Below are 26197 nucleotides of genomic sequence, written 5' to 3'. Positions count from 1 at the left end.
ACGCCCCTTCCCCCGAGCCCGTTTTCGACCTGCCGGGGTGGATTGTTCAGCAATTGTTTGTTCAGTTCCAGGCCGCCGACGGCGAACAACGCGGAGCGGCTACACCTGTGTCGGACGGCGGGCCGCGCAGGGCGGCGCCCACACCTCGGAGGGGGTCGGGACGGATGAGGCGAGCACGAACGGCCCCGGTGGCGGTGGCTCTGACGACGGTGCTGGCCCTGGCCGGCTGCGCGGCCGGAGGGGCACCCGAGCGGGAGCGGGCCCCGGCGGCGGACCGGGTACCGGCGGCGGAACGGGTACCGGCGGCGGAACGGGTACCGGCCACGGAACGGGCCCCGGCGGCCGGGCGCGCCTCCGCGGCGGAGCCGACCGCCGGCCAGTCCCGCGTCCTGGCCCGGGCCGAGCAGATCCTGATCAGCCGCTGCATGGCGGCGCGGGGTTTCACGTACGCCGTCACCGAGCCCGTCCGGCAGGAGGAGGCCGCGCGCTCGTTCCCGTACGGAGTGGACGACGTGGACTGGGCCCGCGCCCACGGCTACGGCGGGCGGGCGGAACGGGCCGCCGCCGAGGCCCGGGCCGCCGACCCCAACCAGCTCTACTTCCACCGGCTTCCGGCCCGCGAGCGCGCGGCCGCCCGGACCGCGCTGATGGGCGCCTCCCCGACCGGCCTGTCGGCCACCGCGCCCACCGGCATGACCCTGACGGCCAGCACCGACGGGTGCATCGCCGGGGCGCAGCGGACCCTCTACGGGGATCTGGCCGCCTGGTTCCGCGTCAAGGTCGTCACGATGAACCTGCGGCCCGTCCAGGAGGACCGGGTGCGCCGCGACGCCCGGTACGCGGAGGCGGTCGGCCGGTGGGCGGCCTGCATGAAGGAGGCGGGCCGGCCCTACGCCTCCCCGGCGGACTCCCGGCAGGCGGCGGCCGCCCTCGCCGAGGAGCTCCCGCCGGACCGGGCGGACGCCGCCGAGACCGCCCTCGCGGTCACCGAAGCGACCTGTGCGACCAGCACCGCGCTGGGCCGGGTCTCCCAGACTCTGGACCGTGCCTACGGGGAGGAAGTCCGCTCGCGTCACCAGGACGACATCACCCTCGGCCACCGGCTCCAGAACGCCGCGCTCCCGACCGCGGAGCGCGTCGTGTCCCAGTACGACCGACCGACACCATCCGGAGGTTCCCGTGAATAAGTTCCGTGCGACGATGCTGGCCTGCGCCCTCGCCCTGCCCCTGCTGGCCGGCCCCGCGCTGGGCACCGCCACCGCCACCGCCGCCGCCGCTCCGGCCGAGGCCTCCGGCGTGGCGGCCGACGGCAACTACTGGGTGTGGGCGGACACCAACCGGGGCGGTCCGGCCTGCGGCTGGAGCGGCAACGACTCCGACTGGCGCACCTGCGGCGCCGGGAACAACTACAACATGAACGACCGGGCCTCGTCCTGGTGGAACAACGGCTACTCGGGCGCGCTGGGCGACGTCCGCGTCTACGAGGACATCAACTACGGCGGGGCCTCGACCTGCGCCCCGAACGGCTCGGCGGGCAACATTCCGTGGGAGTGGAACGACCGGATCTCCTCCCACAAGTGGGTGACCAACTGCGGCTTCTGACCGCCCCGTCCGCCCCTCCGCGCCCCTCGGCCCGCCGCCCCCTCCCGGGCGGCGGGCCTCCTTCGAGACGGCGCTGGCCGCTACGCCTAGAGCGTGCCGGCGAGGGAGGTGGTCCCCAGGGTTCCGGTGACGCCCTGGAGGGTGACCGCGGTCGCCGGTGACCAGGTGCGGTCGGCGTGCCGGATGACGTGGAGGAGCCTGTCGTCGGAGGTCGTGGCGGTGAGCTGGAGTTCGCCGTCGACGTGGGCGGCGCCCAGCGACCTGACGGTGACCGTTCCGAGGCGGTCCTTCAGGTCAGCGAAGGCGGTCCAGGTCCGGTCCGCGTTGCGGACGGTGTGGAACTGACGGGTGCCGTTGTCGGTGGCGATGACGACCTGCGCGTCGCCGCCGGTGCCCGCCATGCTCACGGAGCCGATGGGGCCGGTGGCACCGGCCGCACCGGCGACGTCACCCCACTCGCTCCACTGCCCGGCGGTGTTGCGGATGGTGTGGAAGGCCTTGCCGCCGCTGACGGCGATGAGCTGGAGCTCGCCGCCGACGCCGACGCCGGCGGTGGCAGCGGTGCTCACGGTGCCGATCGGGCCGACGGCACCGGCGACGTCGCCGAAGGGGGCCCACTGCCCGGCGGCGTTGCGGATGGTGTGGAAGGCCTTGCCGTCGGCGACGGCTACGACGTGGAGGTCGGTGCCGATGGAGACGGCGGAGACCTGCGTGACGTTGCCGAGGACGCCCGCGACGGCGCCGACGTCACCGAAGTTCGCCCAGGTACCGTCGCCCCTGCGGATGGTGTGGTGGATGAGACCGTCGCCACCGAGGGCGACGACGTGGGTGTCGTCGTTGATGCCGGCAGCCGCGGCCGTGCGGACCCCGTGGATGTCTCCGGCCTTGGACTGGACGTCGGTGAAACCGGTCCAGGAGCCGTCGGGGAGACGGATGCCCTGGTAGAGGCTGGTGTCGGTCTGGACGAGGGCCTCGGTCTTCCCACCGGGGGCGATGACCGGGTTCTGGAGCCAGCCGGTGCAGTGGGGTCCGGCCTTGATGCTCTCGAAGTTCGACTTGAACGCGTCGTAGACCGCCGGATCGTCGATCTTCAGCAGTGTTTCGTCGTGCGAGCGGAGGTTGGGGAAGGTGTAGTTCTGGCTTCCCGTGAAGACCAGCTTGCGGTTCGGGACTCCCAGGTAACCGCCCTCGATGAGCAGGTACTTCGAGTGGATGCCGATCGGGCGCGAGGCTCCGCCGGCGTCCGTCGCGGTGCCCGCGCAGCGGCCGATGTAGCCGAGCCTGCCGGCGATCGTGTTCTGAACGGCGGTGCCGAGGTTGCCGTCCTCACCGTTGTGCAGCAGCTCCACCTGGCATCCCGCGGCCTGGAGCTGGACCAGCCGGTCGGCCACCTGCGGACGGGTGAAGGCGTACATGCCGATCCGGATCCGGCTGGTCCCGCCGGCGCAGTCGACGTTGCCCAGCAGGGAGACGACGGTGTCCGTACTGGGGTCGGTGGCGTACGTGGTGCCCGCCTTCTCCTGGCGCGGGAAGAAGTACGTCTTGTACGGGCCGGAGTCCTGGGTCTTGTAATAGTGGGCCAGGCCCGTGCCGGAGGACCCGTAGCTCCGCAGGTCCTGCCAGTAGGACCGGTAGGCCGCGTAGAGGCCGGACCCGTTGTCGGGGAGGGTGACCGCGTTGTTGTAGAGGTTGCGGCGCTGGCTGGTGGTGAGGTTCGCCGAGGTCTGGAAGACCACGTTCTCCGTCGCCCCGACCTTGGAGAACAGGAAGAACTTGTTGTGGTTGATCGCGCCGTCGTCGCCGCCCCCGAGGTCGCGATTGCCGATGCAGCCGCGGTTCGCCGGGCACGCCATCACCCAGGAGTCCGCGGTCAGATCGGTGCCGAGGCCGCCGGGCGCGGCGAGAGCGGAATACTCGGACCCGGTGGCCTTGCCGCTCTTCGGGTCGATGTCCGGGACGGCGTCCCCGTCCACGATGACCTTGACCTTGACCCCGCGCTGTCTGGCCGCGACCAGGGCGCCGCGCACTCCGCCGTCGGTGATCAGATAGATGGAACCGTTGATCTCCGAACCTGCGGGCGCCCGGTTGACCAGCGAGATCAGCTGGTTCCGTATCGCGTCCTGCTGGGCCGCGGTGCCGGCCGGGTCGTTGAACGTGGCCGTGACCGCCACGGGGTCGTCAACGGCTTCCGCCACGTGCGTGTTGAGGAGGGCCAGCCCCATCACCAGCCCAGCGGCCACCGCCAATGATCTTGAAATGCGCATGGCGCAGTCTCGCATGACCTGCGGAAAGAGTCAGGCCGTGGCGGTGCTGCGGGCGCACGTGAGCCGTCCCCGGCGTCCGAAGGAGGCGGGGACGGCTCGGTGGGGGAGCGCGCTCAGTCGGTGGGGGCCTTCTGGGCGTTGAGCAGGGCGGTCAGGGCGGTGCTGAGGTCGGTCAGGACCGTGGTGGCCTTGGCGCCGGCCGTGGGGGTGCCCTTCTCGGCGACGGTCAGCAGGCCGTCGACGGAGCCCTTGAGCTTGTCGATCGCGGCGGAAGCCTGGTCGACGCGGCCGGACTTGGGGACGGCCGCCGTAAGCACGGCGGGCGGCTTCACGGGCACGGCGACCGGGGGTTTCGCGGCCGGAGGCTGTGCGACGGGAGGCTGGGCCACGGGTTCTGCCGGCTTGGCGGGTTCCGCGACCGGAGGCTTCGCCACCGGGTCGGCCGGCTTCGCGGGGGTCTGCGCGGTGGGGACGGACTTCCTCAGGTTGGCGAACGCGGGCTCGATCCTCGTCTTGACCGCGGCCAGTTCAGCCGCCGGTACCTTTCCGTCCGGCGACTTGAGCACCGCCGTGAGCAGATCGGTGACGGGTTCCAGCAAGGCGCCGGCAGCGCCCAGCGTCTGAACCTGTGTGAGCAGCGCGTCACTGCCGGGGACGGCTTGTCCCGTGACGCTGAGGGGCGGTTGTTCAGGTCCTCGGGCGGCGGCAGCGATACCCGGTGACGCGGTCAGCAGGGTCACGCAGAGGGCGGCGGGAACGGAATAGCGCGTGATGCGGTGCAACGGCTCGCTCCTGTTCGGGGGGATGTCCCTTACCGCTCACCTCCACACCGTCACGCGCCGCAATCGGAGCCGCCTCCCGTCCCCCGGCGACACGCCGGTCAACTGCCCGAAAGGCCATCCTGACCAGTGGTGATGCCTTCACCCCGGCGCACTGACCCGCCTCAGCTACCGTGACACGGGGTGACTGCCTCAGCGGCTGAGGGGAACCGCCGGCCCCCGGGCGATCAGGACGTCGGCTGCGTGGTGCCAGCCGAGGGAGGAGTAGAGGCGCTGGCCTTCCTCACTGGCGATGAGGAGGCCGGTACGGGCACCCTGGGCCACCGCGGCCTCCGCCAGAGCGCTCATCATGGCGCGGCCCAGGCCGCGACGGCGGTGCGCCGGGTTCGTCTCGATGCGGTCGGCGACCGCGTCGGCGCCGACCACGGCGATGGCGCCCCGCGCCGCGACCTCTCCGGCGAGGGCGTGGAGGGAGACGACCGTGACCGGTCCTTCCGTGCGGACCTCACGCTCGTACGGCGCGGCGGGCGCGAGCTGCGGGTGCTCGGTCAGATCGGTCGTCATGAACCATTCGGACCGGCGCAGCAACTCCAGTCCGGCGGCGCTGACGACGGCTTCGACGGCGCCTGGGCGCAGCGTGGGTACCGTCAGCCAGGTGGTCTGCCTCGCGGCGGCGACGGCCGCCGCCAGCCGTGCCAAGGACTCGGGATCCTCGTCCGCCCGAAGCGCGAACACCTCGACTTCACGGCCGGGTTGGCCGCACTCCGACCGCAGCCCGTCCCCGCCGGACCCGACGGGCTCGGCCTCGGGCAGGGAGCGGGCCACGGTCCAGCCGTTCAGCCAGCGCCGTATCAGCTCTGATTCGATCTTCGCCATCCGGCGATTACAGCATGACCGCCACGGGTGGTGGTCATGCAGCCGCCCGGGCCGGCTCTAGTAGCCGGTGACGTAGGTCCAGTCGCCGCTCTGGGAGTACGGGACGGAGACGTGGGTGCCCCAGCTGTAGCCGTTCTGGCAGTTGTAGCTGTTGTACGCCTTCACCGTGAGGTCTCCCCGCCACCACCAGCCGGAGATGTAGGTGGTGCCGCCCGAGTTGATGTTGAAACAGCCGAGGCTCTCCTCGCCGTTGTTGTTGTAGCCGTAGAGCTCGATCGAGTGCCGGTAGCCGGGCGTCGCGTGGTCCGTGTAGGCGATCTGCTGCCCGTTGGAGCCGGCGGAGGCCGTACCGGCGCCGACGAGCACTCCGGTGGCGGCCAGGGCGAGGCTGCCGGCGGCCGCGGCGGCGCGTGCGGCGATGTTCTTGGACATACGAGGATGTCCCCCCGTTCGTTCGATGGCATCGTGCATCCGGAGAACTTGTTGATCTCCGAACGTTTCATGATCAGGGTACTCGCTCGCGTCACTCGTTCAACTGAGTTCTTGCTGCGGGGAGTTGGGCCCGCAGCCACGCACGGGGCCGCACCGGCAGCCGGCCCTGGCGCGGAATCGACATCGCCTTCGTTGCGGCTCGCGCGACCCATTGGGGGGAATGGCCAAACGATTCACCTTGCCGCGTACGAGTGAATGGGCTGTCGGGACCAGAGCCGGCATGTGAGCGTTGAGCCGCCCGAACATCCTTCATCAGGGAACGGATGCCTTATGAATATCCGCAACGTGCTCGCACGCTTCGGCGAGATCGGCCTCACCGTCGGTACGGCGGCTGTGCTCGCCACCGGTCTGGCCGCCAGTGCTCAGGCAGCCACGGGAACGATTCAGTATTTCGACGTCCACCAAAACGAGTTCCGGATCACCGACCCGCCGGACAACGTCTGTCTCGCTCTCCAGGCCCGGGCGGAAGAGATCGAGAACAAGACGAACAAGAGGATGACCATCTACCTCGGAACCACCTGCGCGACCCGCGTCACCACCATCGGCCCGGGGGAGGGGCGGTCCCATATCGGCGGCCCGCAGTCGGTCCGGATCATCGGCTGAACCGACGCAGGCACATGGGCGAAGGCCCCGGGGCGCGATGTCCCGGGGCCCCGCCTCAGACTCCCGGGTTCCACTGCGGGGTCAGCGTGCCGTCGGGGTCCAGCCCGGACGGCCACCGTGAGTCGAGAGCGAAGAGCGGCGCCTGGCCGGCATCCGCGGCTTCGCGGCAGAGGGCGTCGGCCCCCCGCCGGTCACCCCGTTCCTCGCGCCGGAGCCACAGGACGCGCAGGGCGTCGACACTGCCCGCGTCCGCCGCCTCGCGGTACAGGTCCTCGGCATCGCCGTGGCACCCGGCACGCTCCCTCGACACGGCGAGATCCAGCAGCGCGTCCGCGTCCCCGAGGCATGCGGCTTCGCGGTAGAGCGGCTCGCTGTCGCTCCGGACGCCGTTCCTGTCCCGCCAGCGCGCCAGTTCGTGCAGGGGGTGAAACGTGCTGAGGTCGGTGTGGACGGCCTGACGGGCGAGGTCTTCGGCACCGGAGCCGTCTCCGTTCTCGTCCCGCCACCGGACCAGTTCCCGCAGGGCATCGGGGTGGCCGGCGTCGACGGCGGCGAGGAAGAGGGGTTCCGCGTCGGCCAGGCCCCCTGTCCTCGCTCGCAGCACCGCCAAGTCCCGCAGCGCCCCGGGACGACCGGCCCGGGCCGTCCGCCGTGCGAGGGCCTCCGCTTCCGCGCGGCGGCCGGCCCGCTCCCACAGAACGACCAGGGCCCGCGTCGCCTTGGCGTGACCGGCATCCGCGGCCTGCTGGAACAGGGACTCGGTACGCGCGGCGTCTCCCGTCGAGGCCCGCAGGACGGCCAGGTCGAACAGCGCCTCGACGGCGCCCCCGTCGGCGGCCCGCCGCGCCAGCACCTCGGCCTCCGTCCGGTCACCGGCCCGCTCGACCAGCAAGGCCAGCAGGTGGACCGCACGGACGTGGCCCGCGTCGGCGGCGTGCCGGAAGAGACGCCCCGCAGCCGCCGTGTCACCCGCCTCCTGGCGTCGGGCGGCCAGCTCGCACAGGGGATCGGGTGATCCGGCGTCGGCCAGCGCGCACGCCAGGGCCTGTGCCGTCGGATGGTCCCCGCCGCACTCACGGAGCTCCACCAGCCGCCGCAGTGCCTCCGTGTGGCCGGCCGCTGCTGCCTCGCGCGCGAGCGTCTCCGCGCCGTGTGGATCCCCCGCCTCCTCCCGCAGCAGGGCCAGGTCTCCGAGCGCCTCCAGGTGGCCGCCCTCCGCCGCCCGCCGGAAGAGCCGCTCCGCCTCCGCCCTGTCCCCGGCCTCCGCCCGCCAGATCCCCCTCACGTGGAGGGCCATGGGCACCTGCACGCCGGACACCTCCCGGACCCCGGCCGCCGGCGCCTGCTCCACCACGACGGCCTGCGGTTCATGCGGGTGATCGTCCACAGGCGCCGTCGGCCCAGGAGCCGTGGGCGCGGCGCCGGCGGCGGCGAGGTCCGCGCGAAGACGCAGGTGATGGGCCCACTGGAGGCGGTGGCGGACGCGGGCGCGCCGGGCCAGGGCGTCGAGGTCGTCGGCGTCGCTGAGGTGGGCGTGGGCGGCGTCCCAGAACGATGCCGGGGGACAGAGCCGGCGCCGGGCGCTGCGACCGTACTGCTCCAGGTAGTCGGCGAGCCGCAACATCGGGCCGCCCGCGTCCGCTTCGGCGGGATCGGACCCCGCTGCGGGTGCGCGCCGGCCGGGCCGGGGCCCCGTGGACCGCAGCGGGGCCTGCTTGCCGTGGACCGGCTCCGCGAGTTCGGCCAGGGCCGGCCGCTTCCAGTCGGGGCAGTTGTGAAGGTCGTCGTAGTCCTCCTGGCCGAGGTAGTCGACGGCAGCGGCGGTCAGGAAGTCCTGGGGCAGATGGAGCCCCACGCCCAGGCGCCGCGCGTCCATGGCCGCCTCGACCAGCGCCCTGGCACCGGGGCTCGCCGTCAGGTAGCGGTGGAGCAGCAGTGGGGCTCCCGCGAGGTCCTGGGCCACCCGGCCGCTGGTCTGGGTCCGGCCGAGCGCCTCGGACAGCAGCCTGTCGCCCGCCTTCGCGCGTACGGCCGCCTCCTGCAACGCCCGCGCGTCGAAGGCGTCCGGCACCGTGACGAGGCGGCCCGCCAGCAGCTCCCTGACCCTGCTGTGGGGATCCGGCGCCCCGGGAGCTGGCGAGGCCGTGTACCGGCGCGCGTACTCGGGCCACAGGGTCCCCAGTACGAGGATGGGTCCGCGGTCCGCGGCGGTGAGGAGCTCGTGGACGGCTGCCGCGATCCGCTCTCCCCGACGGGCGTCGCCCAGGTAGTGCTGCGCCTCGTTCAGCCACACGACCGTGCGCGGCCCGACGCGGGCGAGGTCTTCGAGCGCGGCGTCCGCCCTCGTCGGGTTGAACGGGTGCCACAGCCGCCATGCCCGTTCCGCCAACGGCTGTACGGCCTCCCAGCACGCTCGCGTCTTGCCCGTCGAGGACGAGCCGACGAGCACCACCATCTGGGGTCGGCCCGAGCCGGCCGCCCGGACCGCGTCGGCGAGTACGCGGTCGTGCTCCCGGGCCACGTAGCCCGAGAGCACCGGGACCGGGGTGCGGCCGACGCCGGGTCCGGAGGGGTGGACCTCCAGGTGATGCGGGTCCCAGTCACCGATCGGCTTGCCGAGGAGTCCGGCGTCCCCCCGCGTCACCCCGGTCCCGGCCGCGGACCGGCGCAGAGCCAGCAGCGGGGCCTCAGGGAGGCCCAGCGCGTCCGCCAGCGCGGCGATGGTGGCGGCCGAGGGCACCGGCGCCTGCGCGCCGAACGCCTCCTGCACCGTCGTGCGCCCCAGCCCGGCCCGGGCCGCGAGCTGGGTCTTCGTCAATCCGGCCAGAGCCAGGCCGTCGTCCAGTCGCCTCCGCAGCTCGACGATCGCCGCGCCGTGCTCCCCGTCCCCACCGTTCACGTGACCGGCCCTCTCGCCCCGCGTGTTCGCAGGTGTTCATCATCCCCGGCCGGGCCGCGGCGAACACACCTCCTCCGGCTCTCGTCGGTGTCCGCGCGGCGCGGAGCTCGGCTCAGTTGAACAGGGAGGTGAGGGCCGTGGTCAGGAGGGTGGCGAGCGTGATGACGGCGGCGAAGGCGGTGGCGGCGCGGGTGAGGGCGGCGGGGTAGGTGGCGCCGTCCACGCGGGCGAGCTTGCCCGCGGCGGCGCCGGCCAGCAGGGCGAGGACGATGACGAGTGCGGTGGTGAGGAGGACGACGGCGACGGTCACGACAAGCTCCCGGAATCCGGCGGGTGTTGGCGTGGTCGAATGTCGCGGAGTCGGCGTTCGCCGGGGCTCGCGGGGACGAAGACGAACACCGGCGAACACGCCACCGGCCCGGCCCGCCCGGCGTCAGGCGGCTTCGGCGAGGGTCGCGCCGGTGTCCGACGACCGGCTTGATGTCACCGGCCGCCCACCAGCGGGCGTGCAGCTCGGGATCGGTCAGGGCCGCCCGAAGTCGCTGCCTCCAGTGGTGCTCGAACGGATGCAGCCACTCGCTCACCTCGGCCAGCTGGCCGGTCGAGGTGGTGGAAGCGGTGCCGGCCGCGCGGCTCCCGCGCCCGGCGCCCCGCGCTCAGCCGAGGGTGGCGAGGTTCGTGCGGACCTTCTCCGCGAGGGCGGGCGGCAGCTTGCCGTAGCCGCTCTGCTCGGCCCCGTCGCCTTCGGCGACGACGGAGCCGAGGAAGGGCCGCGCACGGGCCAGGGCGGCGCCGTCGTTACCCCGGTCGCACAGCACGGCGTACCCGATCTGCACGATCGGATAGGCGCCCGCGGCCTTGGTGGTGAAGTCCGGCTCCAGGGCGAGATCGGCCCCGGTGCCGGTGATCTGGGCGGTGGCCACCGCCTTGGTGGCCGAATCCGTGCCGACGTCCACCGGCTCGGGAGCACCCGTCGCCAGCCGGACCGTGGTCAGGCCCGTGGCCTCGCCCCCCGACCAGGTGAACGAGACGGCCCCGGCCGTCTGCTTGACCGACTGGGCCACGAGCGCGCTCGACACCCCCGGGCCCCCGTTGACGGCGGCCAGCGAGGACTGCGGGATGCTCCCCCACTCGGTGGGGACGACCTTGGAGAGGTACTGGGTGAAGGCGAGCGTCGTGGAGGACTCACCGGTCGGGGTGACCACACGGATCGCCGTGTCCGGCAGCAGCCGGCCGGGGTTGACGGCCACGATCTCCGGATGGTTCCAGCGAGTGATCTGGCCGCGGAAGATCCGGGCGAGGGTGGACGGGTCCAGGGTGAGCGCGTCCACGCCCGGCAGGTTGACGACGACGGCCACGGGCAGTACGCCGATCGGCAGCTGGACCGGCTTCCCACCGGGGCACCGGGCGGCGGCCGCCGCGGCCTGGTCCGTCGTCAGGAGCCGGTCCACCACGGCGAAGTCGGCCGAGCCGTCCTTGAACTGCTGGATTCCGGCGCCGGTCCCGATGGGCGCGTAGTCGGCCCGGGCGCGGGGGCAGGCCGTCTGGTAACCGGCCGCCCAGTGGTCCATGGCCACCTTGAAGGAACCTGCCCCGGCGGCTCTGACCGCCCCGTCGGGCCCACAGGCGGGGGCGCTCGCACCGGAGCTCGCGCCTCCGGAGGCCCGGGCGGAGCCGTGGCCCCCCTCACCGCCGTCCCGCAACTGCTGCCAGGCCGCGATCCCGCCAACGCCCATGGCCAGCACGGCCGCCACGGCCACGGCGACCCTGATCCGCCGCCGGCGCCGGGGCGCCTCGACCTCCCGCCTCAGCCAGTCGAGCTTCTCCCGGGCCTGAGCCTGCTCCTGCTTCCGGTCCTGGTCCTGGTCCCGCTCCGACTCCCGGTCCTGGTCCCGGTCCCGGTCCACAGGTTCCGCGTCCCGTGCCGGCTCGGGCCCGCCGGGCAGGGGCGGCACGCCCGCCCCGACGGGCGCCGGCGGCGGAGCCGCGGTGATCACGGGCGGGGGCCCGAAGACACCGTCGGGCGCCTGGGCCACGCCGGCCGGCGGGACCGGGAAGGCGGCGCCGGCCGACGGAGCCGGTGCGGCGGAAGCGCCGGTTCCGCCCGCCGGGGACGGCCCTGCCGCCAGGAGGGTGAGGAGCTCGGGGAGGGTGGGGCGCGCCGAGGGGGCCTTGGCCAGGCAGGATTCGACGAGCGGGGCCAGCTCCGGGGGCAGGCCCGTCAGGTCCGGGGCCTCGTAGACCACCTGGAAGCTCACGGCGTGGAAGTCGCCGCCGTTGAACGGGTTGTGGCCGGTGGCGGCGTGGACCAGGACCGAGCCGAGGGCGAACACGTCCGCGGCCGGTCCCACCTCACCCTGCCGGAACTGTTCCGGCGCCATGAACGGCGGCGTACCGATCGCCACGCCGGTCCTGGTCAGCGCCGTCGCCTCCGCGTCGGCGCCGGTCACGGCCCGCGCGATGCCGAAGTCGATGACCCGGGGGCCGTCCGGTGCGAGCAGCACGTTGCCCGGCTTCAGGTCCCGGTGCACCAGCCCCACCCGGTGGATGTCCCGCAGCGCCTCCACCAGCCCGGCCGCCAGCCTCCACACCTCGGCCGCCGGCAACGGGCCCCGCCCCTGCACCCGTTCGGCGAGCGAGGGCCCCGTCACGAACAGGGTGGCCAGCCACGGCGCCTCCGCGTCGGCGTCCGCGTCCACCACCGGCGCGGTGAACGCCCCGCTCACCTGCCGGGCGGCCGCCACCTCCCGGCGGAACCGCTGCCGGAACGCCGGGTCACCGGCCAGCTCCGGCCGGATGACCTTCACGGCGACCTCCCGCCCCGACAGCGACCGCGCGCGGTAGACCACGCCCATCCCGCCCTCGCCGAGCCGGCCCTCCAGCCGGTAGCCGCCGACCGCGCGCGGATCATCGTCCCGCAACGTCACGTTCCCAACCCCCGCCATCCCCGCCCTCTGACGTACGGACCGGAATCAGGGTAGCCCCGGCTCCCGCCGGGATCCGATCGTCACCCTCGCGCCCGGACGGGCCCTCAGGCCGCCTTGCCCTCCTTCTGCTCCCTGTAGACCGCGGTCAGGTCCGCGACGTCGGCCGCGGGCGGGACCTCGACGGTCCGCGTGCCTCCGAACGACAGGAAGTCGAGCGATATGCTGGTCGTCCCGATGACCTGGTTCAGCCGGGCCGGGGCGCCCTTCTCGTCCAGCCACACGTCCATGACCACGTCGCCGGAAAGCCCGAGGGTCTTGCGCATGTCGTCGGCGGCGGAGCCCATCTTGGCCGCGGGGATCGACGCCCGGTAGTGCTTGGTGTTCTTCCCGTTGACGCTCTCCACGCCCACCCAGGCGGCGTCCTTGGCGTACTTCAGGCCCTTGAGACCGGCCGTCGGGTCACCCTGCCCCTGGGCCATACCGGCCGCGCCCTGCTCGCCGACGACCGCGGCCGCCTCGACCTTCAGCCAGGACTTGCCCGCGTACGGGCCACTGTCCACGGGGTCGACCCGGTAGTAGTAGGAGCCGTTCACGAGGCGCACGGTGACCGTGCCGTCCTTGACCAGGTGCTCCATCCGGACGTCCTTGGCCGGCATCGCCGTCTCCATGGCCAGACCGCCGTCGCCCCACGAGTAGAGGCCCTTCATGGTCACCGTCTTGCCACCGGTCGCCGGGCCGGCCATGGTGGCGCTGATCTCGGCCGAGCCCGCCTTCGAGGCCTCGTCCGAGACGTGGGACAGCGCCTGGACCACCGTCTCGGCCGACTCGTCCGCGGCCTTCCGCGCCACCGTCGCGGCGGAACAGCCCGCCGTCCCCGCCACGACGGCCACCACCGCGACGAGACCGGTCGTCGTTCTGCTCTTCATTTCCCCACCCTTTGCACGCTCTGTTGCCTGTCCGCCGGCTGCACGCCGCTCCGCGGATCCCCGGCAGGCCGCCTGGCAGGCCGGAATCGATGGATCATCGCACGCGCCTCGGACATCACCCGCTGCCCCCACCGGCTCCCACCTGCGACGCGGCCACGAGGACAGGCGTCTCCCCGTCGCGGACGAGCACCGGGGCGACCGGGCCGAGGTGGACGCCGCTGGTCACGTACGACAGGCTGTCACCAGCCGACCACGACCGGAGGAAGCCCCCGTGAAGCAGCGCGTCCGTGCCGTCCTGATCACCCCGCACGAGACCATGCTCGTCATCAAGCGGATCCGCCCCGGCATCGCCCCCTACCGGGTCATCGTCGGAGGCGGCGTCGAGGAGACCGACGCGTCCCTCGAGGACGCACTGCTGCGCGAGGTCCGCGAGGAGATCGCCGCCGACGCGCAGATCGTCCGCCTGCTCCACACGGCGGAAAACCCCAAGGGGGAAACCGAGTTCTTCTACCTCGCCCGCGTCGGGACGTGGAACTTCGACGACCGCACCGGGCCCGAGTTCGCACGAGACGACCGCGGCGAGTACCTCCTCGAGGAAGTCCCCCTCACCACCGACGCCCTCGCCGCTCTGAACCTCCTCCCCGAAGAGATCTCCGCCGTCCTGAGCCGGGCGCTCGAAGCCGGAGATCTCCTCCCCGGGTAGTCCCGGTGCCCGCCCGGTCAGCCCCTGGCGATGCAGAAGGGGTGCCCGGCCGGGTCGGTGAGGACCCGCCACCGGTCCCGCTCGGGCTGGTGTTCCGGCCTGCCCGCGCCGAGTTCCAGCAACCGGGCCTCCGCCTCGTCCAGGTCCGTGACCTCGAAGCAGAGGTGAAGCTGCTGGGGAACGGCCGGGTCGGGCCAGGTCGGCGCCCGGTGGCCGGCAACCCGTTGGAAGCCGATGAAGAGTCCGTCCTCACGGTTCAGACCGGCGAAGTCGGCGTCCGACTTCGGGTGGGGTTCAAGTCCGGTGGCCTGCTCGTAGAACGCCGCCAGCGCCAGTGGGTCAGGACAGTCGAGCGTTATCGCGCTCAACTTCATCCGCAGGGTCATGGCATCTCCGAGCCGGTCGATGGGCACTGCCGACACCCACCCTAAGCGGTGCCCGCCCCGGCGGGTTTCGAGGAAACGGCCGACCGCGCGCGTACCGCTCGGCATCTCTTGGTCGCAGTACGGGGGAACCTGGGGGAAGGCGTGGGCCGTTGTCCTACGTCCACGCGGTGATCCAGGCCCCGGTGCCCGACGCGACGGCCGGCGACCGGCCGTCCCGTCGGGCACCAGCACGGCCCGGTCGGGGCCGGTCCGCTCACGGCCGTACCGCCAGCAGGCGGGCGGCGCCCTCGTCCAGCAGCCGCACTCCCGCGCGGTGCCCGACGGCGGCCGGGTCTGCCGCCGGGCCGGTGGTCACCGAGCGCAGCGGAGCGCCCCCGGCCGGATCGAGGACGACCGCGTGCACCGTGAGGCTCCCGGTGGCCTCGTCGAGGGTGGCGTGGACGGAGGCCGCGGTCAGGCAACCGCCCCGCAGGGCGGCGAGGGCGGCGCGCTCGGCGTCGAGGAGGACGCGGGTCGGGGTGTGGGTGACGGGGGCGAGGAGGCCGGCGGTGGCGGGGTCGTCGGTGCGGTGCTCGATGACGACGATGCCGGCGCCCGCGGCCGGGAGCCACACCGCGGGGTCCAGGATCCGGGAGACGCGGTCGGTGAGACCGAGGCGGCGCAGGCCGGCCAGGGCGACGATGATGGCGTCAGCGCCCAGGGTCCCGGCGTCGAGCGCGTTCAGGCGGGTGTCGGCGTTCCCGCGCACCGGTACGGGGACGAGGTGGGGGTGGAGCGCCTTGAGGAGGGCGGCCCGGCGGGGTGCGCTGGTCGCGACGCGGGTGCCGGGCGGCAGCTGCTCCAGGGTGGCGGGAGCGTGACCGGCGGGCAGGACGAGGACGTCGCGGACGTCCTCACGGGGCAGCACCGCGCCGACCGTGATCCCGGTGGCGCGGTCGTGGGGGCCGGGCAGGTCCTTGGCGCAGGCGATCGTCGCGTCCACCCTGCCGTCGAGGAGGTACCGGTCGGCACGGCGGGTGAACGCGCCCTTCCCGCCGATCTCCGCGAGCGGCCCCCGGTGCTGGTCACCCTCGGAGGTGATCTCCACGATGTCGAGCTCGAGGTCCGGGTGGCGCAGGCGCAGGGCCCGGGCGAAACGGCCGGTCTGCTCCATGGCCATGGGACTCGGGCGGGTACCCAGTCGCAGAGGCCGGGTGGTGCTGCTGAAGGTCATGGGGATCGCTTTCCGGGTGGAGGGAACGAGCGCTGGGCGGCCCGTAGGCGGGAGGCGGGCGAGGGCCTGCGGAGGGATGCGCGAGATGCTCTTCACCCACCCCACTTCAAGCCGTCGGCCTGCCCAACGGCCGCGCTCCCGGCGGTGTCACGCCTCGGTCGGCCGATCGACGGCCCAGCGGCCGCGCGCCGGGCCGGCCGTCAGGGCGCGCCATCTCCCCAGGTTCTTTCCGTCCAGGAAAGAACCTGCTACTTTCCTCATGGGAAAGTACTCGGAAATCGACGACCACGGACGCCACCCATGACCCCGCATGACGCCCAGACCGCCCTCAACGCCATACAGCACCGTCAGGAGCAGACGTACGACGCGTACATGCGGCACGCCTACTCCCGTCCCTATCTGATCGTTTCGGCGCTCGGCCTGTTCGCCGTGTGCTCGTCCTTCGATCTGCCGAACCCGTGGAACACGGCCGCGGTCCTGGGGGGCAACGCCCTGGCGCTGGGTGGGCTGTACGTGCACCAGCGCCGGGCCGCCGTCCGCCGCAAACTCGCCGCTCCGGAGGCGCTGTTCTACGCGGTCGCGGGGATGGCCCTCCTCGCGTTCTTCTGGGCGATGGCGATCACCGCCTACTTCCTCGGCCTGCCGGCGCGGCACACACTGGCCGCGGCCGCCACCGCACTGGTCGCGGTGGGCGCCTCGTACGCCTTGCGCCCGTTCGCCGAGAACGTGATCCGCAGGAAGGGGCATGGCTGATGGACCCCGACTTCGACGAGTTCCTGCACGTTCCGGCACGGCTCTCGGTCGTCGCACTGCTGGCCCCGGCCGACTGGGTGGATTTCGGTTTCGTCCGGGACGCGGTGGGCACCAGCGACTCGGCCCTGTCCAAGCAGGTCACCGCGCTGACGGACGCGGGGTATGTCGAGGTCCGAAAGACCCGGAGCCGTACAGGGCGGCACATGCACCTACGCCTCACCCCGCACGGGCGCCAGGCGTTCCAGCGGCACGCCTCGGCGCTGGAGAGGATCGTGGCGGCGGCGCGGAAGCCCGTCGAATAACGGGCATCCGGGCAGGGCGGCGAACGGGCGGCCGTCATCCCCACCCCGGATGCGGCCCGGCCGCCCACCGGAGGCGACGGTGAGAACCGTGGCGCCCCTTCCTCGCCCTCCCCGCATCCCCGTGGACGGCACTCTTTGTGTTCGCGTGATCGCAGAGGGTATGTTCCGGGAGTGGCATACTCCTCCATCGGCCTCGCGGCAGCCACGGTGGCCTCGGTCCTGCTGTCGTTACCGCACCCCGGACCGACCCTCAAGCAGGCGCCGCAGACGTGCGTGCCGTCCGGACAGGACTCCCGCGGGCGGTCGTCCGTCGACCAAGGGGTGATCGCCTGGGAGGACGAGACCGTCTTCGACGACGCCCGCGCCTACGCGGTCGGCCAGTGGACGAGCGGCAACCTCAAGAAGGTCACCTTCCACCCGGACACCGCCTCGGAAATCGCCGACCTGGAATGGAACGACACCCGCTCCAGCGGCGGCGACTGGAAGAACGTCCTGGCCCGCTGGACCGGCCTGCCGGGTACCGACAGCATCACCATGAACCGCTTCTACCTCGACGACGGCGGCACCCGCGGCACCACCGCGCACCGCCGGCGCGTCGCCACCCACGAACTCGGCCACGCCCTCGGCTTCTGCCACAAGAGCACCCGAGTCGCCTCCATCATGTGGACCGACAACGGGGAAGCGGCACGTGCCGGCATCGACCAGATCACCAACACCGACCGCACCGCCTACCACCAGCTGTGGGGATGACCATGAACAAAGTCCTCGTCGCCGCCGCTTCGGCCGGCGCTGCGGCAGCCCTGGCCGGCGGTGCCTGGCTCGGCTGGAACCAGTACCGCGCCGCACACGCCACGAGCGAGTCCGTCCACGCCTTCGACACCACCGACCCGGCCCTGGTGGCCCCCGAGGCCACCGCCGTGTTCACCGGCACCGTCCTGGAAGACCTCGGCCGGCGCACCGTCGAAGGCCTCCCCTCCGACGCCTACCGCGTACGGGTCGACCGCGTCCTCAAGGGCAGCGCGGCAGGGGAGATGCTGGTCAGCCAGAGCGACGAGACCGAACACAAATACCTCGTGGGCCAGACCTACATGTGGGCCACCAACCCCGCCACCCGTCCCGAGGAAGGAGTGGCCCAGCTCTACGACGCCGACCCCCGCCCGGCCGACGACGCGGCCATCACCACCTGGACCACCGCCCTGCACCAAGCCCCGCAGAACTAGCCAGGACTTGTCCCCGCCGCGTTGGGGGCCGCTCAGGAGCGCGGCGGACCGGCCGGTTCCACCGTCACGACCCCTCTCACCCATCAGTCACCTGGCCCCTCCGCGAGGACCAGAGCGATCGACGGTTGGCCAGCCGGGCCGCCCGGCGCAAGACGGCTTCTCCGCCGCCGTGTTCCCAGGCGAAGCTCGGTCGTTCGGGCCGTCGTCGGCAATACGTGCAAGCGGAAGCACCATCACCGCAGACGCCTTCGCGCCATTCGTCGCACACCACGCACAGCGCCGCGTCGAAGCGTTCGCAGTAGTCCTGCCTGCTGCCGCACCGCAGGCATGATCCGGATTCCGGCCGGACGGCGGAGGGGCGTCTACGCGGCATCCCCCTGTCCGAGGCTCAGCATCTCTCGCGGATGGGCGTCAGAGGGACAGCACGCTTCAACTCCGCAGCCGCGGGCCTGTGGTTCCGTCAGCGTACGGGCGGACCCGTGAACGGTGCCGGCCCACCGAGCCATCGCGTCGGCGATGGCTCCTGGCCACACGTGTGAATCCTCGAACGTGGCAATCTCGCTCTGTGCACGCGCCGAGACCCCAGAAACGATCTTCCTGCCGTGCCCCGGGCGGAGCCTGCGCCAAGCTTGGCGCGCACCTGGCCTGGCCGTCTACGCGCCATAGCCCTTTCGCTGGTTCGTCATGGACGGCATCGTCCCATGGTGCGGCCATTCCGATCAATGCGGGCGGGCCCTCGACGGACCGCCATGACCACGCCAGTGACCCACGGAGGCCGCCGGTACACCGTGGGGCGGGTCGCTTACGCGCTCGGTGGTGTGGTGCGCACGCCTTCGAGGAGGGTGGCGAGGTAGCGGTGTGCGGTGTCGACCCGATCGGCCGGGGTGCCGCCGTGGACGCCCACGGCGTGGGCGATGCCGCACATGAGCGGGACGAGGTCGGCGGCGGTGAGGTCGGGGCGGACGACTTCGGCGTCGCGGGCCCGGGCGAGGAGGGTGGCGCCGGTCGACGCCAGGGACTTCTTGAGTTCCGTGGTGCGCGGCACGGCGTCCGTGGCGGCGGCGGCGACGGGGGGCAGGGCGGCGTCGGTGACCTGCGCCTCGACGGTGTGGAAGAGGAAGCCCGTCAGGCTGCGCCAGGGGTCGGGATCGGTCAGCGCCTGCTGGCCGTGGGCGGCCAGGGCTTCCAGGCACGGCGCGGCGACGGTCTCCAGCAGCGCCTCGGGTGTGGCGAAGTGACGGTAGACGGTGCCGACGCCGAGCCCGGCCCGGCGCGCGACGTCGTTGAGCTGCAACGGGGTGCCCTCGTCGACCAGGTCGCGGGCGACGGAGACGATCCGCTGCCAGTTGCGGGCCGCGTCCTTGCGTAGAGGCGTCGTCATGAGGCCATCCTAATCGGATGGTTCATCCGGATGATTCCGCCGCCCGCCGGGTACCCGCCGCCCCGCGCCGTGCCGCGCGAACGACGCTCAGGCGGGGGGAGCGGCGCGTGCCGTTCGCTGAGCCGGCGTACGGCCTCGGCGACGCGGCGGTCGGCCGCCGCCCGGTGCGGGGCGACCGGGTGCGCCTGGGCGCCGATGACGATGCCGGTTCGGCCCGTCAGCGTCTCGTCGGTGGCCGCCGCGATGGAGGGCCTGGCTGCGGCGGACGCCGGACCCGAGGTCGAGCGTTCGAAGGTGCGGCGCACCAGGGGCCACAGCACTCGCAGGGCGGGCGAGACGATCTTCGGGTCGGTCATGGTGCCGTTGGTCATGTCGGTCGCGGCCCCTCCGGGATCGGCGGCGAAGACCGAGACGCCGGTGCCGTCCAGCCGGTCTGCCAGGTCCAGCGTGTAGGCCAGGTTGGCGAGCTTGGCGCGACCGTACCAGTGGAAGCCGTAGTAGCCGCCCGGCGGCTCGACGGCGTCGAACACGCGCTTGGCCACGGTGACCGCGCCCGACGTCACGTTCACGATCCTGCTCGGCGCACCGGCCGTGAGCGTGGGCAGCAGCAGTTCGGTCAGCAGGTAGGGCGAGAGGTGGTTGACGACGAACGACGCCTCGACACCGCCCAGGGTCTGACGCTCGGCGAACATCGCCCCGACGTTGTTGACCAGCACCGTGAGCGGTTCGCCCGAGGTGGCGTGGTCGGCCGCGATCGTCCGGGCGAGCGCACGTACCTGGTCGAGCGAGGCGAGGTCCGCGGACAGGAACCGGGCCGGATGCGCCGGGCCGTTCGCGTTGATCCGCTCGACGGCTCTGGCTCCCCGTCCGGCGTCGCGCCCGACCACCGTGACCGCGAACCCGGCGCCGGCCAGCCCCAGCGCCGTCTCCAGGCCGATGCCCCCTGTTCCGGCCGTGACCACTGCTGTCTTCTTCATGCACCCCTCCGCCTCAGCAATCAACCGGATAGATCATCCGCTTAGCTGGACGGTAGCACACATGCGGATGAGCTATCCGTTTGAGGCTTCGGCGGTATCGGTAGCGGTAGCGATGGCGGCAGTCCGCCCGCCGACGGCAGACAGATGCATGCCTGGGGACTTTCGTGATGCGGCGTAACACCCGGCATCTGCCCCAGGGGTACGCCCGGGGTGCCTGCCGCGATCTCAGCCGGACGCCGCACACCGCTCAGGTTCGTTGGCGAGCTCAGGGGTGCGGCCGCCATCTGTCGGTGCGGCCCGTCGCGGCCGTCGCCCCGCCTGCCATGGAACGTGGTTGCGGGAACCAAGTGCGATCATGCATGTATGAACCAGCTCGGCGACGTGCGCCTGCACACGTGGACGCTGCGCCTGATGGCCCTCATGGCAGCCGAAACCCAGGATCAACTTGCCTGGTTGGGCGAACGTGAGCTGGAAACGAAGGACGTCGTCGAAGAGGTGGAGCTCCTTTGCCGCGCCTCCGAAGGACTCGCCGAGCGCGGAGCCTTCGAGCCCGAGGATCTGCGCAATCTTCGGGCCATCGGCCGCCGCCTCGGCGAGATCGATTCCACCGGCCGCGTCGGCCTCTGGAACAACGCCCTGGACACAGATTCGGTGTGGGGCGACGTACGTCTTCTCGCCCGCCGGTTTCTCGTCACGAGCCTGGGCGACTGGCATCAGCCACTGCCCCGTCCCGTGCGCCCGCACACGGGCGACCACTGACCCGTCCAGGCGCCACCTCCCCGACGCTGACGCAGTCGGCGCCTACCTCCACCACCTGCCAGACTTCGGCACCCGTCTTGGGCCGGTCCGTTGCGTGGGGTTACCGGCTGAAGGCCTCGTCAGCGAACCGAGGAACTCGTTGACAGCTGCGGCGAACTCGTCTGGGACGGTCTCGTGGACGGTGTGTCCAGCGGGAAGTTCCGTGAGCTGGGTGTGGCGGCGCCGCGTCGCCATGTCCTTCGCGTGTTCCGCGCTGAGCACTGTGCTCCGGCTGCCGCGGACGAGCAAGGCTGGGCAGTCGCTGGAGATCCAGTCGTTCCAGTGGTCCCCGTTGAGCTCCTGCTGCGAGGCATTCATATCCTTCGGGTCGAAGGCAAGGCCCCATCCATCGGGATACTCACGGACGGCTCCTATGAGGTATCGCGCTGAGGTGCCGAGTCCTTCCAACAGTTCGGCCCGGGTCGCTGCCCGGTGCGGCCAGGCCAGGCTGAAGGACACGTCGCCATCGACCTCGGCGCCGATGTCCTCGACGATGAGCGCGTTCACAAGTCCGGGGAACCGCGCCGCGAGCTGGTAGGCGTTCACGCCGCCCAGGGGGTGGCCGAGTACGGCCACCCGGTGGAGCCCCAGATGCCGCAGTACCGCCGCGGCGTCCTCGACGTAGCCGGCGCGGGAGAAATCGGGAGACCTGTCGGAGAGGCCGTGCCCACGCTGGTCGAGCGCGATGATCCGCCAGGAGTTCCTCAGATCCCGGGCCAGGTGCGCGAAGGTGCGGCCTTCTGCGAAGTGCCCGTGGAGGGCGAGTAGAGGACGACCCGGACCGCCGAAGTCGAGGAAGGACAGGCGACGCCCGGCCACCGTCAAGGACGCGCGCTTCGGCTCGGGCGGGACCGTTGACGTCATGGTCGTCAGTATGAGGGGAGCCCATGGGCCACGAAGCGAGCAGTACCCGTGGCCTTCCACGACGCCTGAGACCCCGGGACCTGTTCAACGAAAGTCTGTCGTCGGCTGGAGGTGTCCGCACAGGTGAACCGGACCGTGGGCCGGCCTGTGCGTGGTCGGCGGTCAGGCCGTGGTCCGGCGTACCCGTAACGCCGCCTCGTGCCGGGGAGTTGCTCGCCCGCGTCCTCCGGCCTCAAGCCGCACGAACAGCCGCAACGCCGGGTGGCCGCTGCCACGGTTGGCGGCTGAGCTGGCGGCGCGGGTACGAACGGAAGCGCATGGTGATGTACGGCGCGCGGACATAGACTCGCGCGTCCCGGAAGTACGCGTCGAACGGAGCGCACCATGCCCAAGGTCACCGCGATTGCTCTGCTCAAGGCGGCCCCTGGCGCCGAGGGCAAGGTCCGGGAGCAGGCCCTGTCCTTGGTCGCGCCGTCGCGGGCTGAGCCGGGCAACATCAGCTACCAGGCGTACGTCCATCCCGGCGACCCGAGTGCGTGGCTGGTGTTCGAGGAGTGGGAGGACCGCGCTGCGTTCGAGGCGCACTTGTCGAGCCCGCATCTGACGGAGGCGCTCGCGGCCGGTCCGGGACTGCTGGTCGGCCCACCGGCCGAGCACGTGTTCACCGCTGCGGAGTGAACGAAGCCACGCGGTGTCGGCGCGGGAGTGAGTGACCGGAAGGCGGGGAGCCATGTGCAGGCCGCCCCGGTCCCGGCGTCCGCGGTCGCGCGGGGCCGGGGCGGCCGCCCGCTGGTCGGCAGAGCCGAACTCGCTCGGAGGCGCCACGGACCGCACCCGGGTCACGGCAGGCCAGTGAGCACCCTGCGACTTTCACCCCGGCAACCTCGCCGACCTCGTCCGCGACCTCCTCGCCGACGAGGGCAGCATCGTCCGCCACGGGAGCGGCCACACCGCCGACCAGCCCGGCGCGGTATGCGCTGGCTTAGCCGCCCCCCCCACGCCCACCCCGGCCGCGCGATCCGCTGCACGTGTGGCCGCCGTGGCGGCCGAGCGGGCTGTCCTCGCATAGGTCGCCGGTGATGAGGGCCCTGTGCCCTGCACGGCGGAAGCCGCCCGTCACACGCGGCCGCACGCCGAGATCAGCCGCGCGCAGGCGCTGCCCGTAGCCCCGTCCCGCTCCATGGCCGTCCACCACGTGAGGCTGCGCGAGTACCTCGGCGTGCTCCGTGCTGCCCGGCTCCGCGCCCGCTAGACGCAACCGGAAGTGCCCAGCTCTTCCTCACGAGAGCGGGTGCCCCTGGCCGCCCTGCTCATCGCTTCCGGGGGCCGTCCGGTCGGTCGTGCGTGCATCGAGCCGAGCAGGCGGAGGGCCTCGGTGCTCGGGCTGCCGGGGTCGGCGTGGTAGACGATCAGCTGCTGGCCGGGGGCTTCGCGTACGTCGAAGGCGTGGTAGGTCAAGTGCAGGTCTCCGACGTCGGGGTGGAGGAAGTGCTTGGCCGCGCGCGTCTTGCCGCGCACGGTGTGCGTGTTCCACAGCCGGGCGAAGTCCGCGCTGCGTTCGCTCAGTCCGCCCACGAGGGCACGCAGACGCCGGTTGTCGGGCTCCAGGCCTTCCGCTTCGCGGAGATGGCCCACGACGGCCTCGGCCGTCCGGTCCCACCGGCTGTGGAAGCTTCGGCCGGCCGGGTCCAGGAACACCATCTCGGCCAGGTTGTCGGCCCGGCCGAAGGGGGAGTACAGGGCTTCGGCAAGGGCGTTGGCGGCCAGCACGTCGAGCGCGGGGCCGGTGACGAACGCCGGGGTGTCGCAGTAGCCGTCGATCAGCGCGCGCAGAGCGGGACTCACCCGGCCGGGGGAGGCGGACGGGTTGGCACGGCCCGGCACGCTGCCGGCGAGCCGGTGCAGGTGCGCCACGCTGTCGGCGTCCATCAGCAGGGCGCGGCCCAGTGCCTCCACCACCTGCGCCGAGGGACGCCGCTCGCGCCCCTGTTCGAGCCGGGTGTAGTAGTCGGCGTTCACCCCTGCCAGCACGGCGACTTCCTCGCGACGCAGCCCCGCCACCCGGCGCATCCCATGGCGTGCCATGCCGACGTCCCCGGGCCGGACGGCGGCGCGGCGCGCACGGAGGAAGTCTCCCAAAAGGTTGTCGCTCACGGCCCCACGCTAGGCCGTCGGCCGCAGCAGGTGCCTGGGTGTGCCACACCCAGGCACCTCGCGGCCTGGGCGGCAGCCGGACCCCGGCCCAGACTCGGTGCCCTACCGAGGCAAGGAGCCGGATATGAGCACCCCCACGACGAAAGTCATCGCCGTCACCGGAGCGAGCAGCGGGATCGGTGAGGCGACCGCCCGCCGGCTCGCAGCCGACGGCCACAGCCTGCTCCTGGGAGCACGCCGCACCGAGCGTCTCGAAGCGCTCGCGGCGGAGATCACCGCCCTGGGCGGCACGGCGGCGGGCCGCCGGCTGGACGTCACCGAGGCCGCCGACGTGCGGGATTTCGTCCGCGCTGCCCGCGACCTCTACGGCCGGGTGGACGTACTCGTCAACAACGCCGGGATCATGCCGCTCTCGCCGCTGGAGGAGGCCCGGACCCGGGAATGGGACCGGATGATCGACGTGAACCTGCGCGGGGTGCTCCACGGGATCGCCGCGGCCCTCCCGGTGATGCGCGCCCAGGGCGGTGGCCACATCGTGAACGTCGCGTCGGTCGGGGCCTACGAGGTCACGCCCACCGCCGCCGTGTACTGCGCCACCAAGTTCGCCGTCCGCGCTATCAGCGAGGGCCTGCGCAAGGAGTCCGCGGGCGACGTCCGGGTGACAGTCGTCTCCCCGGGCGTGACCGCGTCCGAACTCGCCGACCACATCACGGACGCAGCCGCCCGGGAGGCCATGCGCAGCTACCGCAAGGTCGCCATACCGGCCGGCGCCATCGCGGACGCGATCGCCTACGCCGTCTCCCAGCCCCCGGAGGTCGACGTCAACGAGATCGTGGTCCGGCCTTCAGCGAGCGCCCAGTGACGCCGCCGGACCCCGGCCACCTCCTCCATGGGCGGGCCCCTACGACTGGGAGTTCCGCCACGACCCCGACCAGGGCGATGTGCCGCCACCACCTCCAGCGGCGGCGGCAACACCCTGAACGGACGGCGGCCTCCCAACTCCCCCTACGTCGACCGCTCCGCTCCCGTGGGCTTACTGGTCCGTCGGTTTGCCCGCCAGGGCCTTGGCGACGGTCTGTGCAGACAGCCCGGTGACGCGCATCAAGTCCGACTTTGTCACGCCGCGCCTGTGGGCCGCCCGCATGGAGGCGTTGCGCAGCGCGACATCCGGCCGGAAGCGATGGCGAGCGAGTTTGCCTTGCACGACTGCGACGAACCGGAGCAGTACGCGTCCTTGCCAAGTGATGAGGGTGTCGCGCGGTGAGGGCATTGCGGATGTTGCCAAGACGTGCCTTTCTCTCGACCGATCCTCCCTCGACGGTGACGGCAATCGGGGCCACCCGGCAGAGCGAGACCAGGCCACGTTGCGAGGAAACCCGGGAACGCGTACGGGAGAATGCGGGCCTCACGGGGCACGGGGGTCCTTCAGCACCTCACGCGGCACGTCCGGTTTCGTGTGGTGAGCGCTTGAACGACATCCTCGGACGTCGCGCTCCTGCATGTGGCCGGTCCGCCCTTCAACCGGTGCACAGGGGCGGCGCCGGTGACACACCAGTGGTGGCGTCGCTGTAGTGGAGGCTGTTGGGGCCGTCCTGGTCGTCGGCGCTCTCGTCGTTGAACCAGTAATCACCTGCGGCGAGGTAGCGGAAGGAGTGGGCACTTCCGCCCGGCGGTTCGACGGTGAGGGCGCGTTTGCCGTCCTTGCGGGGTGTGAGGGGGTGAACGCCGGGCTGCCGGTCGTTGAAGTCGCCGACGACGCTGACCGGGCTGGGCGGGATGTCGGCGGGAAGGATGACGGTGACGGCGGTGCGGTCCTTCTTCAGGGCGCGTTGCAGCACGGGAGACTCCAGGACGGGGACCGGGACGGGGACGGGTACGCGCACCATCGTCGGCCCGGCCACCACCGGCCGCACGCCGACCGCTCCAGCCCCGCCCCGGCTTTTCACCCGCCCGCGTACCCTCCAGCCCGCCACCCCCGGCACGCGGCCCGCGCCCCGAGCGGGCCCGCAGCGGTACCTGGAATCCCGCCCCACGGGGGTGGGCTGTCGTCGCTACGCCGGGCCTGTGTCGACGACTGG

27 protein-coding genes are annotated in these 26197 nt (G+C 72.5%); 12 read left to right on the top strand and 15 right to left on the bottom strand.

What is annotated here, in order from left to right:
• The first annotated feature begins 164 nt into the window (after positions 1–164).
• Positions 165–1187, top strand: a complete 1023-nt coding sequence (locus tag ABT403_RS12680; RefSeq protein WP_344158661.1) for a hypothetical protein — start codon at positions 165–167, stop codon at positions 1185–1187.
• A complete protein-coding gene (locus ABT403_RS12675; RefSeq protein WP_344158663.1) occupies positions 1180–1602 on the top strand; it encodes a peptidase inhibitor family I36 protein in 423 nt (140 codons plus the stop codon). The genes ABT403_RS12680 and ABT403_RS12675 overlap by 8 nt, the downstream gene beginning before the upstream one ends.
• Before the next feature lie 86 nt (positions 1603–1688).
• Here ABT403_RS12675 and ABT403_RS12670 read toward each other — a convergent pair whose 3' ends face one another.
• From ABT403_RS12670 to ABT403_RS12655, 4 genes are all read right to left on the bottom strand, one after another.
• Entirely contained in the window at positions 1689–3842 is a 2154-nt protein-coding gene (locus ABT403_RS12670; protein ID WP_344158665.1) for a phospholipase D-like domain-containing protein, read from the bottom strand.
• Between the two features lie 137 nt (positions 3843–3979).
• The gene (locus ABT403_RS12665; RefSeq protein WP_344158667.1) at positions 3980–4648 is read right to left on the bottom strand and encodes a hypothetical protein; all 669 of its coding nucleotides are present in this window, start codon (positions 4646–4648) and stop codon (positions 3980–3982) included.
• A gap of 189 nt (positions 4649–4837) precedes the next feature.
• Positions 4838–5521 (bottom strand): GNAT family N-acetyltransferase, encoded by a 684-nt coding sequence (locus ABT403_RS12660; RefSeq protein ID WP_344158668.1) that lies wholly within the window; start codon positions 5519–5521, stop codon positions 4838–4840.
• Positions 5522–5578: 57 nt separating this feature from the next.
• Positions 5579–5953, bottom strand: coding sequence for a hypothetical protein (locus ABT403_RS12655; RefSeq protein ID WP_344158669.1), 375 nt, complete (start codon positions 5951–5953; stop codon positions 5579–5581).
• 330 nt (positions 5954–6283) lie between these two features.
• Between ABT403_RS12655 and ABT403_RS12650 the strand changes: the two genes are divergently transcribed.
• On the top strand, positions 6284–6616 hold the full coding sequence (locus ABT403_RS12650; RefSeq protein WP_344158670.1) for a hypothetical protein: 333 nt from the start codon (positions 6284–6286) through the stop codon (positions 6614–6616).
• Between the two features lie 55 nt (positions 6617–6671).
• On the opposite strand, the gene ABT403_RS12645 is transcribed toward ABT403_RS12650, so the two are convergent.
• The 4 genes from ABT403_RS12645 to ABT403_RS12630 all read right to left on the bottom strand — a co-directional run bounded on the left by ABT403_RS12645 (position 6672) and on the right by ABT403_RS12630 (position 13368).
• Positions 6672–9515, bottom strand: a complete 2844-nt coding sequence (locus ABT403_RS12645; RefSeq protein WP_344158672.1) for a helix-turn-helix domain-containing protein — start codon at positions 9513–9515, stop codon at positions 6672–6674.
• Positions 9516–9627: 112 nt separating this feature from the next.
• On the bottom strand, positions 9628–9825 hold the full coding sequence (locus ABT403_RS12640) for a hypothetical protein (protein WP_344158674.1): 198 nt from the start codon (positions 9823–9825) through the stop codon (positions 9628–9630).
• Positions 9826–10171: 346 nt separating this feature from the next.
• Positions 10172–12442 carry a serine/threonine-protein kinase gene (locus tag ABT403_RS12635; protein WP_425580185.1) on the bottom strand — a complete coding sequence of 757 codons (2271 nt, stop codon included), beginning with the start codon at positions 12440–12442 and terminating at the stop codon, positions 10172–10174.
• A 104-nt stretch (positions 12443–12546) separates the two neighbouring features.
• Positions 12547–13368 (bottom strand): SCO4651 family lipoprotein, encoded by an 822-nt coding sequence (locus ABT403_RS12630; RefSeq protein WP_344158676.1) that lies wholly within the window; start codon positions 13366–13368, stop codon positions 12547–12549.
• Between the two features lie 271 nt (positions 13369–13639).
• Between ABT403_RS12630 and ABT403_RS12625 the strand changes: the two genes are divergently transcribed.
• Entirely contained in the window at positions 13640–14071 is a 432-nt protein-coding gene (locus ABT403_RS12625) for an NUDIX hydrolase (protein WP_344158678.1), read from the top strand.
• Between the two features lie 17 nt (positions 14072–14088).
• Here ABT403_RS12625 and ABT403_RS12620 read toward each other — a convergent pair whose 3' ends face one another.
• Entirely contained in the window at positions 14089–14457 is a 369-nt protein-coding gene (locus ABT403_RS12620; RefSeq protein WP_344158680.1) for a VOC family protein, read from the bottom strand.
• A gap of 253 nt (positions 14458–14710) precedes the next feature.
• A complete protein-coding gene (hemC, locus tag ABT403_RS12615; RefSeq protein ID WP_344158682.1) occupies positions 14711–15670 on the bottom strand; it encodes a hydroxymethylbilane synthase in 960 nt (319 codons plus the stop codon).
• A 300-nt stretch (positions 15671–15970) separates the two neighbouring features.
• Between hemC and ABT403_RS12610 the strand changes: the two genes are divergently transcribed.
• From ABT403_RS12610 to ABT403_RS12595, 4 genes are all read left to right on the top strand, one after another.
• Positions 15971–16423, top strand: coding sequence for a hypothetical protein (locus tag ABT403_RS12610; protein ID WP_344158684.1), 453 nt, complete (start codon positions 15971–15973; stop codon positions 16421–16423).
• Positions 16423–16725 (top strand): winged helix-turn-helix domain-containing protein, encoded by a 303-nt coding sequence (locus tag ABT403_RS12605; protein WP_344158686.1) that lies wholly within the window; start codon positions 16423–16425, stop codon positions 16723–16725. The genes ABT403_RS12610 and ABT403_RS12605 overlap by 1 nt, the downstream gene beginning before the upstream one ends.
• Before the next feature lie 171 nt (positions 16726–16896).
• Complete coding sequence (locus ABT403_RS12600; protein WP_344158688.1) at positions 16897–17475, top strand: matrixin family metalloprotease; 579 nt, start codon at positions 16897–16899, stop codon at positions 17473–17475.
• Positions 17472–17945 carry a hypothetical protein gene (locus ABT403_RS12595; RefSeq protein WP_344158690.1) on the top strand — a complete coding sequence of 158 codons (474 nt, stop codon included), beginning with the start codon at positions 17472–17474 and terminating at the stop codon, positions 17943–17945. The genes ABT403_RS12600 and ABT403_RS12595 overlap by 4 nt, the downstream gene beginning before the upstream one ends.
• 802 nt (positions 17946–18747) lie before the next feature.
• Here the strand turns inward: ABT403_RS12595 and ABT403_RS12590 are convergent.
• The gene (locus ABT403_RS12590; protein WP_344158692.1) at positions 18748–19326 is read right to left on the bottom strand and encodes a TetR/AcrR family transcriptional regulator; all 579 of its coding nucleotides are present in this window, start codon (positions 19324–19326) and stop codon (positions 18748–18750) included.
• Positions 19323–20303, bottom strand: a complete 981-nt coding sequence (locus tag ABT403_RS12585; RefSeq protein ID WP_344158694.1) for an SDR family NAD(P)-dependent oxidoreductase — start codon at positions 20301–20303, stop codon at positions 19323–19325. The genes ABT403_RS12590 and ABT403_RS12585 overlap by 4 nt, the downstream gene beginning before the upstream one ends.
• Before the next feature lie 363 nt (positions 20304–20666).
• Here ABT403_RS12585 and ABT403_RS12580 point away from each other — a divergent pair, with 363 nt between their 5' ends.
• On the top strand, positions 20667–21062 hold the full coding sequence (locus tag ABT403_RS12580; RefSeq protein WP_344158696.1) for a hypothetical protein: 396 nt from the start codon (positions 20667–20669) through the stop codon (positions 21060–21062).
• A gap of 42 nt (positions 21063–21104) precedes the next feature.
• Here the strand turns inward: ABT403_RS12580 and ABT403_RS12575 are convergent, their stop codons facing one another.
• The gene (locus tag ABT403_RS12575) at positions 21105–21965 is read right to left on the bottom strand and encodes an alpha/beta fold hydrolase (protein WP_344158698.1); all 861 of its coding nucleotides are present in this window, start codon (positions 21963–21965) and stop codon (positions 21105–21107) included.
• A gap of 384 nt (positions 21966–22349) precedes the next feature.
• Between ABT403_RS12575 and ABT403_RS12570 the strand changes: the two genes are divergently transcribed.
• Positions 22350–22643, top strand: coding sequence for a putative quinol monooxygenase (locus ABT403_RS12570; RefSeq protein WP_344158700.1), 294 nt, complete (start codon positions 22350–22352; stop codon positions 22641–22643).
• 412 nt (positions 22644–23055) lie between these two features.
• Positions 23056–23217 carry a hypothetical protein gene (locus ABT403_RS12565; RefSeq protein ID WP_344158703.1) on the top strand — a complete coding sequence of 54 codons (162 nt, stop codon included), beginning with the start codon at positions 23056–23058 and terminating at the stop codon, positions 23215–23217.
• On the opposite strand, the gene ABT403_RS12560 is transcribed toward ABT403_RS12565, so the two are convergent.
• Positions 23214–24119 (bottom strand): helix-turn-helix transcriptional regulator, encoded by a 906-nt coding sequence (locus ABT403_RS12560; RefSeq protein ID WP_344158705.1) that lies wholly within the window; start codon positions 24117–24119, stop codon positions 23214–23216. The two genes, ABT403_RS12565 and ABT403_RS12560, sit on opposite strands and share 4 nt — an antisense overlap.
• A gap of 124 nt (positions 24120–24243) precedes the next feature.
• On the opposite strand from ABT403_RS12560, the gene ABT403_RS12555 reads away from it, so the two are divergent.
• Positions 24244–24981 carry an SDR family oxidoreductase gene (locus ABT403_RS12555; protein ID WP_344158707.1) on the top strand — a complete coding sequence of 246 codons (738 nt, stop codon included), beginning with the start codon at positions 24244–24246 and terminating at the stop codon, positions 24979–24981.
• A 655-nt stretch (positions 24982–25636) separates the two neighbouring features.
• Here the strand turns inward: ABT403_RS12555 and ABT403_RS12550 are convergent.
• On the bottom strand, positions 25637–26032 hold the full coding sequence (locus ABT403_RS12550; RefSeq protein WP_344158709.1) for an early set domain-containing protein: 396 nt from the start codon (positions 26030–26032) through the stop codon (positions 25637–25639).
• Positions 26033–26197: the final 165 nt, after the last annotated feature.

The sequence above is a fragment of the Streptomyces sp. NPDC000075 genome (genome assembly GCF_040301925.1).
GTDB classification, from domain to species: domain Bacteria; phylum Actinomycetota; class Actinomycetes; order Streptomycetales; family Streptomycetaceae; genus Streptomyces; species Streptomyces polychromogenes.
Note: the sequence above shows the minus strand (reverse complement) of the source record. Positions and strands in the feature narration are given on the sequence as shown.

Bases quoted from the DNA above. Each gene is read 5' to 3' on its own strand.
- ABT403_RS12605 (WP_344158686.1), top strand. From the start codon at position 16,423: ATGGACCCCGACTTCGACGAGTTCCTGCACGTTCCGGCACGGCTCTCG.
- ABT403_RS12620 (WP_344158680.1), bottom strand. From the start codon at position 14,457: ATGACCCTGCGGATGAAGTTGAGCGCGATAACGCTCGACTGTCCTGAC.
- ABT403_RS12585 (WP_344158694.1), bottom strand. From the start codon at position 20,303: ATGAAGAAGACAGCAGTGGTCACGGCCGGAACAGGGGGCATCGGCCTG.
- ABT403_RS12630 (WP_344158676.1), bottom strand. From the start codon at position 13,368: ATGAAGAGCAGAACGACGACCGGTCTCGTCGCGGTGGTGGCCGTCGTG.
- hemC (WP_344158682.1), bottom strand. From the start codon at position 15,670: ATGACCTTCAGCAGCACCACCCGGCCTCTGCGACTGGGTACCCGCCCG.
- ABT403_RS12610 (WP_344158684.1), top strand. From the start codon at position 15,971: ATGACCCCGCATGACGCCCAGACCGCCCTCAACGCCATACAGCACCGT.
- ABT403_RS12555 (WP_344158707.1), top strand. From the start codon at position 24,244: ATGAGCACCCCCACGACGAAAGTCATCGCCGTCACCGGAGCGAGCAGC.
- ABT403_RS12570 (WP_344158700.1), top strand. From the start codon at position 22,350: ATGCCCAAGGTCACCGCGATTGCTCTGCTCAAGGCGGCCCCTGGCGCC.
- ABT403_RS12575 (WP_344158698.1), bottom strand. From the start codon at position 21,965: ATGACGTCAACGGTCCCGCCCGAGCCGAAGCGCGCGTCCTTGACGGTG.
- ABT403_RS12680 (WP_344158661.1), top strand. From the start codon at position 165: ATGAGGCGAGCACGAACGGCCCCGGTGGCGGTGGCTCTGACGACGGTG.
- ABT403_RS12655 (WP_344158669.1), bottom strand. From the start codon at position 5,953: ATGTCCAAGAACATCGCCGCACGCGCCGCCGCGGCCGCCGGCAGCCTC.
- ABT403_RS12660 (WP_344158668.1), bottom strand. From the start codon at position 5,521: ATGGCGAAGATCGAATCAGAGCTGATACGGCGCTGGCTGAACGGCTGG.
- ABT403_RS12595 (WP_344158690.1), top strand. From the start codon at position 17,472: ATGACCATGAACAAAGTCCTCGTCGCCGCCGCTTCGGCCGGCGCTGCG.
- ABT403_RS12580 (WP_344158696.1), top strand. From the start codon at position 20,667: ATGAACCAGCTCGGCGACGTGCGCCTGCACACGTGGACGCTGCGCCTG.
- ABT403_RS12650 (WP_344158670.1), top strand. From the start codon at position 6,284: ATGAATATCCGCAACGTGCTCGCACGCTTCGGCGAGATCGGCCTCACC.
- ABT403_RS12590 (WP_344158692.1), bottom strand. From the start codon at position 19,326: ATGACGACGCCTCTACGCAAGGACGCGGCCCGCAACTGGCAGCGGATC.